The sequence below is a fragment of the Frankia sp. CcMO1 genome, from assembly GCF_977945845.1.
The window spans coordinates 1-12,294 of record NZ_CDWTMG010000142.1 but is presented as its reverse complement, the minus strand read 5'-3'; the positions used below and the strand labels follow the sequence as shown (position 1 = coordinate 12,294).

Here is a 12,294-nt window from a genome sequence, read left to right as displayed (position 1 = left end):
TAGGTTCCGGCTGTAGAGCTGTTGCGATCCCTCGTAGGGGCGATGAGGACCCGAAAATCAACGCGCAGGTGGGACGGCGTGTCGTAGGCCCGGCGGAGGGGCGGGACTGCAGCGAACCTCCGGTCGAACATCACGACGGCGAAATCATGGCATAACGGTGCCATCCGATCAAGATACGGAGGCATCGCACGGCGGTTGCCCTCCCTCCGGTCGGACTACCTCGCTGCCATCTCGGTGCCATCCGGCTCGGCATGCCGGGCAGCCGGGCGCCTTCGGCCGGGGACCGATGTCGTCACCATTGTCGCCGTCACGGCGTGTCCGACGGCTCTGACAGGTAGACAAGACCGATGAGCACCCTCCGGCTGTGGGCCCCTGAGGCGAAGACGGTCAGCCTGGTCGTGGCGGGCTCCGCCGGCGACTCGACGCACGAGATGACCGCCGGGAAACGGGGGTGGTGGTGGGTCAACGTCCCGTCCGCGAAGCATGGCACGGACTACGCCTTCCTGCTCGACGGCGGCAGCGAGGAGCTGCCCGACCCCCGATCGGCCCGGCAACCGGGGCCGCTGGGGGTTCACGGCCGGTCGCGGCTGGTTGACCACTCGGCCTTCCCCTGGACCGACGGGACCTGGCGGGGCATCGCGCTGGCCGGCAGCGTGCTCTACGAGCTGCACGTCGGGACGTTCACCCCGGAGGGCACCTTCGACGCGGCCATCGGCAAGCTCGACCATCTCGTCGAACTCGGCATCGACGCCGTCGAACTGCTGCCGGTCAACGCCTTCCCGGGCCGGCACGGCTGGGGCTACGACGGCGTCGGTCTGTACGCGGTGCACGAACCCTACGGCGGCCCGGACGGGCTCAAGCGCTTCGTCGACGCCGCGCACGCTCGCGGCCTCGGCGTGATCATGGATGTCGTCTACAACCATCTCGGCCCGGACGGCAACTACCTCGGCCGCTTCGGCCCCTACTTCACCGACCGCTACAGCACTCCGTGGGGCCCCGCGGTCAACCTCGACGCCCCCGGCTCCGACGAGGTCCGCGCGTTCATCATCGACAGCGCCCTGTCCTGGCTGCGCGACTACCACTGCGACGGGCTGCGTCTCGACGCCGTCCACGCCTTTCAGGACAGCCGGGCCCTGCACCTGCTGGAGGAGATCGCCGAGGCGGTCCACCGGCTCGGCGCCCAGCTGCGCCGCCCGCTGTTCGCCGTCGCCGAGTCGGACCTCAACGACCCGAAGCTGGTCGCCGCACCCGAGGCCGGCGGGTACGGCCTGGACGGGCAGTGGTGCGACGACATCCATCACGCGCTGTGGGCAACCCTGTCCGGCGAACGGCAGGGGTACTACGGGGACTTCGGTTCGATCTCGACCCTCGCCCACGCGCTGACCAGTGGATTCGTCCACGACGGCGGCTACTCGACGTTCCGCGGGCGCTCCCACGGCCGGCCGATCCCCCCGACCACGCCCGCCTACCGGCTCGTCACCTTCCTGCAGAACCACGACCAGATCGGCAACCGGGCCGCCGGCGACCGGGCGTCTGCCACGCTCAGCGACGGCCTGCTCCGGATCGGTGCGGCCCTGCTGCTCACCTCGGCGGTCACCCCGATGCTGTTCATGGGCGAGGAGTGGGGTGCCCGCACCCCCTGGCAGTACTTCACCGACCACACCGCCCCCGGGCTGGGGGACGCGGTGCGGGAGGGCCGGCGCGCCGAGTTCGCCGCCCACGGCTGGGAGCCGCAGGACGTTCCCGATCCCCAGGACCCGGCGACCTTCCAGCAGTCGAAACTCGACTGGTCCGAACCGGGCTGGGAGGGTCACTCCGACCTGCTGGACTGGCACCGCCGGCTGATCGCGCTGCGTCGCCGGCTGCCGGCGCTGACCGACCCGGCGTGGTCCTCGGTCGCGTGCACCTTCGACGAGGAGGCCCGCTGGCTGGTGGTCCGTCGCGGCGACGTGGCGATCGTCGTGAACCTGGCCGCCGAACGACAGGCCGTCCCCCTCGACGGCGTCCCGTTCGACGCCCCGGCCGCATCCGCCCACGGGTTCACCTACATGCCGGGACGGGTGGAACTCGACGGCGAGTCGGTCGTGATCATCCGCCTGCTCCCCCCAGCCGAGCCGACCGCCGGCTGACCCGTCAGCGCACCGAGCGCACCAGCCATCCGCGCACCAGCCGTCAGCGCCGGGTGTGGTCCCTGGACAGCACGAAATAGAGCCCGCCCAGCACCGCCAGCCCCACCAACAACACCATGACGAGCAGCACGACGTAGGTTCCCATGCACCCATGGTCGCAGGCCCCGGCACGACCGCCAGCGGGTCACCCACGCCCGGAACGGCGAACAGATACTCCGGCAGGTCCGGCGTCCGGACCGCCGGCTCCGACACCCCACTCGGGTGCGGCGGCCGCACGTTCGGGCCGCGCGCCCGGCCTGGTGCGTCAGCCGGGCAGCATCCTGGCGACGCGGCCCGCGGTGCCGTTCCCCGCCGCGGCGTCCCGGGCCAGCGCGCTCAGCCGGGACATGGCCCGCTGGTACTTCTTGCGGTGCGGCCCGGCGAGCAGCTCCGCTCCGAACAGCTCCCCGAAGGGCACGCCGGAGGCCACGACCGGGACCGACCGGTCGTAGAGCCGGTCGGCGAGGACCACGACCCGCAACGCCACCGCCTGATCCTCGACCGGCGCGACCCGGTGCAGGCAGACCAGGGTGACCCCGGCCACGAGCGCGCCGTACCGGGAGGGGTGCAGTCCGGCGAGATGCTCGCACAGCGCGGCGAATCCGTCCTCGGTCGCCCCCTCCTCGGCAGCCGCCCGCGCGCCGACCTCATCGTCAGTACACGGCGGGGGCGCGGCCGGAAGACCCCGGTGCCGGTAGTCCTCCCCGTCCACCCGGAGGATGTCGAACCTGGCCGCCAGACCCTGGATCTCACGGCGGAAGTCGGCGGCGGCGAACCGACCGGCACCGAGGTCCTCCGGCTGGGTGTTGCTCGTCGCGGCCAGGTGGACACCGGCCTCGACGAGCCGGGTCAGCAGGCTGGACACCAGCACCGTGTCGCCGGGATCGTCGAGCTCGAACTCGTCGATCGCGACCAGGCGCAGGCCCGCGAGAGCCTGCGCGGTCGCGGCGAATCCCAACGCGCCGACCAGGGAGGTCAGTTCGACGAACGTGCCGTACGCCTTCGGGCCGGGCACGGCGTGCCACAGCGAGGCGAGCAGGTGGGTCTTGCCGACACCGAAGCCGCCGTCGAGGTACACCCCCGGCCGCATTCCGGACGGACCCGGCGCCCCCGCCCCCCGGGTCAGGAGCCCGAACAGGCCGCCCTTCCCGGAACGGCCCGCATGCCCGGAACGGCTGGAACGATCTGAACGGCTGGACCGCCCGGAGGAGGCGGTCAACCGGTCGGCGAAGGCGGACAGCGCCATGACCGCGGCGGCCTGGCTCGGCTCGGCCGGATCGGGCAGGTAGCCGGCGAACCGGACCGCGTCGAACCGGGGCGGCGGGACAAGCGCCGCGACCAGGTCCCCGGGTGGCACAATCGGCCGGCGATCGACGAGACGCTGCGCCACCCGCCCAGCGTACGGAGACGCCCGTACCCGTCGCCCCGGCCGGCGGTATCGCGGCCGACGTCACAACGCATGGGTTCGCCGCCGACCTGGGTTCGCCGCCGATCGGATGACCAGCACCGTCGCCCGTTACAGTCGGCCCGGTGCGGCGCATCTTCCCGGTTCCACCCCCGTTCGCCGGTTCCGCGGGGGCCGCCGGGCTCGCGAGGAAGGCCGAGGAGGCCGTCGAGGACATCGAGGACATCGATCTCGACGAGGCGTACGCCTACCCCTCGTCCGCCGCGCACACCCCCTACATCCGGGCGAACTTCGTGGCCTCGGTCGATGGGGCCGCCGAGGTGGGCGGCCGCTCGGGCCCCCTGGGCGGGGAGGCCGACCTGCGGGTCTTCCGGTTGCTGCGCTGGCTCAGCGACGTGGTGCTGGTCGGTGCCGGGACCGCCCGGACGGAGAACTACGGGCCGGTGGTCATCCCGCCCGAACGGCGGGAGCGGCGCGTCGCCGCGGGGCTCGCGGCGGTGCCCCCGATCGCGGTCGTGACCGCGACGGCGGGCTTCGACCCGGGTGCCCGGCTGTTCAGCGGGGAGATCCGACCGGTGCTACTGACCTGCGAGACCGCACCCCTCGACCGGCGTCGGCGGCTGGCGGCGGTCGCCGACATCGCGATCTGCGGCGGCAGCGCCGTTGAACCCGACCTCGCCGTCCGGGCCCTGGCGGAACGGGGAATGACCCGCATCCTCACCGAGGGCGGTCCGCTGCTGCACTCCCAGCTCGCCGCGGCGGGCCTCCTCTACGAGCTGTGCCTGACGATCACCCCGGTACTGGCCGGGCCGGGCCGGCTCGGGATCATGAAAGGCGAGCCGTGGCCGGCACCGGCCGCGCTCACCCTGACCCAGATCCTCGCCGAGGACGACGTCCTGTTCCTGCGTTACCGGCGCTGAACCGGCGTTACCGGCGCTGGCCCGGCACCGGCGTCATCCACAGTCGCGTCGCCGCGCGGGCGCGGGCGGGCGGGCCGCTGTTAGCGTCGCCACCGGTGAACCTGATCACGATCTGGGTGGTGTGCGCATGACGGTGCCCGAGGGACGTCGCGCGACGGTGGCCGTCGCCTTGGCCCAGGCCCGGCGTGCCCGGCTGGACGTGGCCGCCGCGCTGGAGCGGATCTCGGCGGTCGGCGCCGAGGCCTGGGAGGGTCGTCAGGCCGAGATCTGGCAGCGCCGGATGCGGCCGGCTCGCGGCGGAGGCGGCCATGGCCCTCGATCGGTGCGTGCAGGCCTGCGAGACAGCGTTGCAGGTCCGCGGGACAGCGTTCGTTGCGGCAGGCCCCGGCGGGCCGATGTCCCCCGTCCGATCGGCGGGCCCCGGCGGGCCGCGGAAGGTCGGCTGACGCGCATGCCCGGACCAAGCGACCGGGTGCTCGTCGACCCCGATCGGATGCGTGTGCTGGTGTCCAGCGTGACCGAGGCCGGGGAGCTGCTGCGCTCCTGGTCTCGCGCCCTCGCCGCGGCGTTGGCGGATGCCGGGCTGCCGCTCGACCCGGCGGAACGGCTCGGCGCGCTGGAGGACGAAGCCGAGGCCGAGGTCACCATGCTGCGGCGCCGGCTGCGCCTCGCCGAGGGCGTCGACGACGGGATCGGCATCACGGTCAGGCCGACGTCCGCCCCGATTCGGCAGCCGGTGCCCCGCGAGGCGCCGGGCATTCCCGGTACCTCCGAGGCGCTCCGCACCTTCGAGCAGGCCGTGGCCGCCGGACGGGCGTTGGCGCACTCGCTGCGGGGGGACGGGCCGGGCCGGCACGGATCAGGCCAGGGCGGAACGGGCAGAGGCGGAACGGGCAGAGGCGAATCAGGGCTGGGCAGAATGGGTGGAACGGGTGGAAACAACTCGGACATGGTCACCCCGCGTGACGCGCTGACCGTGCTGCGGTCCCGGATGAACGATCCGGACTTCGTCCTGGGCTTTCACGACGCGCTGGGACCCGACGGGCTCGCGCGGCTGCTCTACCGGGTGGAGGGACTGTCGCGGGGGCCGATGGTCCACCGTCCACCCGAACCGCTCGGCTTCGACCGGCGGGAGGCGGAACGGATCCTCGGCACCACCCTGGCCTCCTACAGCCACCGGCGAACTCTCGACGCCGCCTGGCTCGGCCGGTTCAACACCGCTGGGAGGACCGACACGGCCGAGACGGTCCTGCTGACCCCCCTGCTCGCCTCGGCCCGCCTCGACAGCGCGCTGCTGGACCGGCTGGGCCGGATGGCCTTCGGGCCGGGTGACCGACCGGGTAGCGGGCCGGGTAAGGGGCCGGGTGACGCCGCGGCCGCCCCGTCGGCGCCGCACGACGTCGGCCTGCTCGCCCCCGCCGCAGCCGGGCTCACGAGCCGGGGCCGACCGACCGTCACCGACTACCAGGGGGTGCTGCTGGACGCCATCGCCGCGGCCCCGGCGCTGGCCGCCCGGTTCGCGGCGGACCACATCGACACCATCCTGCGCGGCGCGGCCGTGCTCGCCCTTCCGCTGCCGGTGGATCTCGCGACGGCCCGATCCCTGGAAGATGCCTGGATCCGGCTGGTGGCCGCGGCGGGAAGCCAGGAGAGCCGCCGTGCCGATCCGCGGGCCTCGGCCTCGTTCGTCTCCCGGCTGGCCGGGGCCGTGCAAGCGACCGGTGATCGGCCGTTGCTCCTCCGGCTGCGGGCGGCCCTCGTCCCGGCGCTACGGACCTATCGGGACGAACTCTACGACGCCGTCACCGCCGTGGTCCCCGGTCCCACGGTGGACCCGCAGGCCGGGGCCGCGGCGGAGCAGTCCGCCCTGGTCGAGCTGATCCCGATCGAGGCGTGGGAGTCGCTGCTGCGGGAGGGCCTGCGCGGCGGGGCGCTGGCCGGTTTGCTCGCCCAGGACGTCGCGACCTACGGTCTTCGTCTCGAGGACCAGGTGGCCGCCTCGACCCAGGGCTGGAGAACGGCCCCCGGCGGGTATCCGTCGAGCCCCCTGGCATTGGGCTACCTGCGGGTCGAGCGCGCGCAGGCGTTCTTCGCCGGCGCCCTCGCCGATGCGACCGAGGCGGTGCTGCTCGACGTGCTCGGGGAGGTGGGCAAGTCCATCGATCCGACGAACCCACCGGGCACCTTCGTCCATCTGGGCGTCGGGGTCACCGTGGAGGTGATCGAGGCCTGGATCCGGGCACGGCACAGCGACCTGCCGACCACCCGCCCCGCCCAGGTCGTCGCGGACCTGCGGGACGCCTCCCGGGTCCTGCCCGGCTGGGCAGCGGCCTACGAGACCAGCGCCCGCCGGCTCTGGGCCCGCCGGGATCGTGACCCGCTCCGGCCGATCGCGGTGACCCCCGCCGGCGGGCCGTGCCGCGTCTACACCGGCGATCCGAGGGCCGACGGGTTCATCACCTCGCCGGCGGAGAACTTCCTCGACGCCTCGGGGAATCCACGTCCGTCCGCGCGGATGACGCCGACCCAGCGGCGTGCCTATGCCGCCTGGCTCGCGAGCCCGGCGATGGTCGCGAACAACGACCGCATCTCGTTCCTCGACGGCCGGGCCGGCAGCCGCGGATCCTCCCTGCCACCGGACTGGGGACGGCGGCCGGGCTGACCCCGGTTCTCCCCGGTTCTCCCCGTCACCACCGGCTAGATGATCATCCCGGCGCCGAGAGTGGTCCCGGTCGACTCGTCGATGAGCAGCACGCTGCCGGTGTTCCGGTTGCGGCGGTACAGGTCGTAGCACAGCGGGGACGTCGTCCGCAGGGCGATCCGGCCGATGTCGTTCAGACCCAGCGTCTCGACGGTCTCGTCGCGGTGCAGGGTGTCGATGTCGACGCGGTAACAGATGTCGGTGACCATCGCCCGTACCGAACGGGTGGTGTGCTTGATCCCGATCCGGGCCCGGCGGCGCAGCGGGGCGTCGACCATCCAGGAGACCATCAGGTTGAGGTCCTGGCCGACGGCCGGCTGGTTCATCGGCCGGGCGATCGTGTCTCCCCGGGAGACGTCCAGATCGTCCTCGAGCCGGATGGTCACCGACATCGGCGGGAACGCCTCGTCGACCGGGCCGTCGAACGTGTCGATGCCGGCGATCCGCGTGGTCAGCCCGGAGGGCAGGACGACGACCTCGTCGCCGGGCTTGAGCACCCCGCCGGCAACCTGACCGGCGTACCCGCGGTAGTCGTGCAGGTCGTCGTTCCGCGGCCGGACCACCCACTGCACCGGGAAACGCACATCGATGAGGTTGCGGTCGGAGGCGATGTGGAGCTCCTCCAGGTGGTGCAGCAGCGAGCTGCCCTCGTACCAGGGAGTGCTTGGCGACCGGGAGACCACGTTGTCCCCGCCCAGCGCGGAGATCGGGATCGTCGTGACGTCGACGATCTCTAGTTTCGCCGCGAAGTGCCGGAACTCCTCCTTGATCTTCTCGAAGACGTCCCGGTCGAAGTCGACGAGGTCCATCTTGTTCACGCAGAGCACCAGATGGGGCACGCGCAGCAGGGACGTCAGGAAGGCGTGCCGGCGGGTCTGCTCGACGATCCCCTTGCGCGCGTCGACGAGCAGCAGCGCGAGGTCGGCGGTGGACGCGCCGGTGACCATGTTGCGGGTGTACTGCACGTGCCCGGGGGTGTCGGCGAGGATGAACGACCGCCGGGGCGTGGCGAAGTAACGATACGCGACGTCGATCGTGATGCCCTGCTCCCGCTCGGCCCGCAGACCATCGGTGAGCAGCGCGAGGTCGACGTAGCTGTCGCCGCGCTCCCGGCTGGTGCGCTCGACCGCGGCGAGCTGGTCGGAGAACAGCGACTTCGTGTCGTAGAGGAGCCGCCCGATCAGGGTCGACTTCCCGTCGTCGACGGACCCCGCCGTCGCGACCCGCAGCAGCTCGGCCATCAGAAGTACCCCTCCCGCTTACGGTCCTCCATCGCCGCCTCACTGACCCGGTCGTCAGCCCGGGTCGCGCCGCGTTCGGTGAGCCGGGTGGCGGCCACCTCGGCGATGACCTCCTCGACGGTCGCCGCGGTTGACTCGACCGCTCCGGTGCAGGTGATGTCGCCCACCGTGCGATAGCGCACCTGCCGGGGCACCGCCGTCTCACCAGCCAGGGGCCGGGTCAGCGGCGTGACCGCCAGCAGCATGCCGTCGCGCTCGAACACGTCCCGGCGATGCGCGTAGTAGATGGAGGGGATCTCCAGCCGCTCCTGGGCGATGTACCGCCAGATGTCGAGCTCGGTCCAGTTCGACAGCGGGAACACCCGGATGTGCTCACCGGGGCGGTGCCGGCCGTTGTAGAGCGACCACAGCTCGGGGCGCTGGTTCTTGGGGTCCCACTGGCCGAACTCGTCCCGGAAGGAGTAGACCCGTTCCTTGGCCCGCGCCTTCTCCTCGTCCCGGCGCGCGCCGCCGAACATCGCGTCGAACTTGTTGTCGGCGATGGCGTCGAGCAGCACCGGTGTCTGCAGCTGGTTACGCGAGGCCCCCGGACGGGTGTCTTCGGTCAGCACGCCCGCGTCGATGGCGGCCTGGACGGAACCGACCACCAGGCGGGCGGCGAGCTCCGCCGCCCGCCTGTCCCGAAACTCGAGGACCTCGTCGAAGTTGTGCCCGGTGTCGATGTGCAGCAGGGGGAAGGGCAGCTTCGCGGGCCAGAAGGCCTTCTGCGCGACCCGGAGCATGACGATCGAGTCCTTCCCGCCGCTGAACAGCAGGGCGGGACGCTCGAACTCCGCGGCCACCTCGCGGAAGATGTGGATGGCCTCGGCCTCAAGCATCTGCAGCTGGGTGAGCTCGTAACCCATCACCGGCACGCGACCCCCCCCGTCGAGGCGATGTGTCCCACCAAAGTAGCGGACACGGCGGCCGTGCCGGCGGTTTCGGCGACATTACGCCCCTCACGGTGGACCCACAACCACGACCGACGTCATCCAGAACAACCATGGATCAACAATCGCTACCCTCTGCAACCACTCCGTGGCCGCTCCGAGGGCACTCCGCGAGCACGCGCCTCAACCGCCGGAGCCCCCCGCGGCGCCGATCGCCCGGAGAACCGCCGATGCCCAGCTCGCAGCACAGATGACCAGGTCGGGCAGCAGCGGGTCGGGCTGGTTGTACCGCAGCGGCGAGCCGTCCAGCCGGCTGGTGTGCAGCCCCGCCGACCGCGCGACCGCCACCGGGGCGGCGGAGTCCCACTCGTACTGGCCGCCGGCGTGCAGGTAGATCTCGGCCTCCCCGCGGATGACGGCGGCGGCCTTCGCACCAGCCGAACCCATCGGGACGATGGTGGCGCCTAGTGCCTCCGCGACCTCCGTGACCAGCTGTGGGGCCCGGGTCCGGCTGACCACGATCCGTGGCGGACGCGCCTCGGCCGGCCGCGGCGGCAGCCCGCCCGCGCTGGACAGCGTCAACCCGAGCGCCGGCAGCGCCACCGCGCCCGAGACGAGCTCGCCGGCCTGCCAGAGCGCGACATGCACCGCCCAGTCCGACCTGCCGGGTTCGGCGAACTCGCGGGTGCCGTCCAGGGGGTCGACGATCCAGACCCGCTCCGCGGACAGCCGCGCGACGTCGTCGACGCCCTCCTCGGACAGCACAGCGTCCTGCGGGCGGTGCCGCGCCAACGCCCGGGCCAGGAGCTGATGCGAACGCGCGTCCCCGGCGTCACGCAGGGTCGCGGGTTCGGCGAACCCGACCTCCTCCCTGATCCGCAACAGCAGTTTGCCGGCGTCCGTGGCCAGCCGTCGGGCCAGGACGTCGTCGTCGAGTTCGTCGGTCGCGATGTCGACCGGCACGGTGGACGGCGGGCGGGTGTCATCGGTGTTCATTGGGACGGAGTCTGTCACCAGCTACCGTCGCAAGTGTGAGTACCACCTCCCATCCCGCCCCCGGTCCTGATCACCACCCCAAGTCCGGTGCCAACGGTGCCGCCAGTGTGACCGGCGGGTCCGGCGGGTCCGGTGTGACCGGCGGGTCCGGACCAACCCCCGTCCTGGCGACGCCGGCCCGGGTCGCGGAGCTGACGGCCGCGTCGGTCGCCTGGCCGTCGCTGACCCTGCGCCCGGCCCAGCTCGCCGAGCTGGAACTGCTGCTGCTCGGTGCTTTCGGGTCGGAACCTGGTTATCCCGAGGACCCCGAGATCAATGGCGTGCCGGTGCCGACCCTCATCGTCGGCGCGGCCGAGGCCGGCGCACTGACACCGAGCTCCACGGCGGCCCTGCGGGACACCGAGGGAGTGATGATCGCGGCGCTGCACCTCCGAACGACCATTCCCCTGCCGGACCAGCCGGGGGGTCCGGACGGGCCCCGGGTCCGGCTGGTCGGCACGGTCGAGGGCATCCGGCTGCCCCACCACCCCGATCATCCCGGCCTGCGGCTCACCCCGGCCCAGGTCCGGGCCGAGCTGCTCGCCCGAGGCTGGATCAGCCTCGAGGCGGGTTCCGGCGCGTGCTGGGCGGTGTGGGCGGACGGCCTGCTCCACACGGCGGACGTGGGCCGGATCCGGGCGCTGACCCGGCAGGGCAAACGGTGCGTCGTCCTCGCCCCGGTGGGTGGCGCCGATCCCGCGGACGCTGGGCATCACCTGCGGGTCCGTTGCCTGCTCGCCGCCCTCAAGGCGGTCGACGCCCCGTTGCGGGCCGCCGAGGCGACGCTCTCCTCGGAGGCGCTCGCCGCCGACGCGATCAGCCCGCCGGGTATTGCCGGCCGGCGGTCGGAACCGCCGCCGGACCCCTACCGGCGGCCGAAAGCCGGCGAGGCGGGAACGCCGGAGCACCGCAGCCTGCTGGTCCTCGTTCCGGTCATCCCGTCGGAGGCGCTGGCCACCCCCCGCGAACCGGGCATGAGCGCGACGGTCCTGAAAACATCCGCGAAACCGAGCGGCGCGGCGGCGGGGGTACCGGGCCCGGCCACGGCCGTGACGCCCGCCCCCCCGGCACCCACGGACCTGGCGGACATTGCGTGGGCGGCGGCGGGCGCGGCCTGGACAGGCGTGGAGACGGCGGCGAGCTCCGCCGACGAACTGGCGAAACTCGCCGCCCAGCGGGCGCATCTGGCCAGCTTCTACGGCCTGACCGGCAGCCTCATCGGGCCGGCGATCGGCGCACCCGGGCGGATGGAACTGGCCTCGCTGCTCGACGCCGGCAACCCGATACCGGCCGAACTGACCCCGCCGACGGTGGCCGCGGAGCTCTCCCGCGCCATCCCACCACGTTCGAAGCGGGGCCTGGCCGTGTTTCTCACCGGGCTGTCCGGCTCCGGGAAGTCGACGCTGGCCGGCCTGCTCGTCTGCCGACTACTGGAATACGGCGGACGCCGGCTCACTTTGCTCGACGGGGACGTCGTGCGGGCCCAGCTGTCCCAGGGACTGGGATTCTCCCGCGCCGACCGCGACATCAACGTCCGACGGATCGGCTTCGTCGCGGCCCAGGTCGCGGGAGCCGGAGGCGCCGCGGTGTGCGCGCCGATCGCGCCGTACGCCGACGTGCGCGCCCAGGTCCGGGGGATGGTCCGGGCCGCAGGCGGCGGATTCGTGCTGGTACACGTGTCCACACCGCTGGAGGTGTGCGAGGCGCGGGACCGTAAGGGGCTCTATGCCAAGGCGCGCGCAGGCGTCCTGCCCGCCTTCACCGGCGTGTCCGATCCGTACGAGACGCCGACCGACGCCGACGCCACGGTGAACACCGCGGAGCTCTCCGCCGAGGACGCCGTGGACCGGATCATCGACCACCTACGCCACGCCGGCTGGCTGGCTGGCTAGCTA

The 12,294-nt window shown here is 72.8% G+C and carries 8 protein-coding genes; 4 read left to right on the top strand and 4 right to left on the bottom strand.

Annotated elements, in window-relative coordinates:
• Positions 1-347: 347 nt before the first annotated feature.
• A complete protein-coding gene (gene treZ / locus AC08OU_RS16345) occupies positions 348-2,129 on the top strand; it encodes a malto-oligosyltrehalose trehalohydrolase (RefSeq protein WP_476600944.1) in 1,782 nt (593 codons plus the stop codon).
• 304 nt (positions 2,130-2,433) lie between these two features.
• Here treZ and zapE read toward each other — a convergent pair whose 3' ends face one another.
• Positions 2,434-3,558 carry a cell division protein ZapE gene (zapE, locus tag AC08OU_RS16340; RefSeq protein WP_476600946.1) on the bottom strand — a complete coding sequence of 375 codons (1,125 nt, stop codon included), beginning with the start codon at positions 3,556-3,558 and terminating at the stop codon, positions 2,434-2,436.
• A gap of 140 nt (positions 3,559-3,698) precedes the next feature.
• Here zapE and AC08OU_RS16335 point away from each other — a divergent pair, with 140 nt between their 5' ends.
• A complete protein-coding gene (locus AC08OU_RS16335) occupies positions 3,699-4,493 on the top strand; it encodes a pyrimidine reductase family protein (protein ID WP_462188058.1) in 795 nt (264 codons plus the stop codon).
• Positions 4,494-4,620: 127 nt separating this feature from the next.
• Positions 4,621-7,155 (top strand): hypothetical protein, encoded by a 2,535-nt coding sequence (locus AC08OU_RS16330; protein ID WP_476600948.1) that lies wholly within the window; start codon positions 4,621-4,623, stop codon positions 7,153-7,155.
• A gap of 35 nt (positions 7,156-7,190) precedes the next feature.
• On the opposite strand, the gene AC08OU_RS16325 is transcribed toward AC08OU_RS16330, so the two are convergent.
• The 3 genes from AC08OU_RS16325 to AC08OU_RS16315 form a co-directional block, all read right to left on the bottom strand.
• Positions 7,191-8,435, bottom strand: a complete 1,245-nt coding sequence (locus tag AC08OU_RS16325; RefSeq protein ID WP_476600950.1) for a sulfate adenylyltransferase subunit 1 — start codon at positions 8,433-8,435, stop codon at positions 7,191-7,193.
• Positions 8,435-9,349 (bottom strand): sulfate adenylyltransferase subunit CysD, encoded by a 915-nt coding sequence (cysD, locus tag AC08OU_RS16320; protein WP_476600952.1) that lies wholly within the window; start codon positions 9,347-9,349, stop codon positions 8,435-8,437. The genes AC08OU_RS16325 and cysD overlap by 1 nt, the downstream gene beginning before the upstream one ends.
• A gap of 198 nt (positions 9,350-9,547) precedes the next feature.
• The gene (locus tag AC08OU_RS16315; RefSeq protein ID WP_476600955.1) at positions 9,548-10,360 is read right to left on the bottom strand and encodes a 3'(2'),5'-bisphosphate nucleotidase CysQ; all 813 of its coding nucleotides are present in this window, start codon (positions 10,358-10,360) and stop codon (positions 9,548-9,550) included.
• A gap of 35 nt (positions 10,361-10,395) precedes the next feature.
• Here AC08OU_RS16315 and cysC point away from each other — a divergent pair, with 35 nt between their 5' ends.
• Complete coding sequence (gene cysC, locus AC08OU_RS16310; RefSeq protein ID WP_476600953.1) at positions 10,396-12,291, top strand: adenylyl-sulfate kinase; 1,896 nt, start codon at positions 10,396-10,398, stop codon at positions 12,289-12,291.
• The last annotated feature ends 3 nt before the right edge of the window (positions 12,292-12,294 follow it).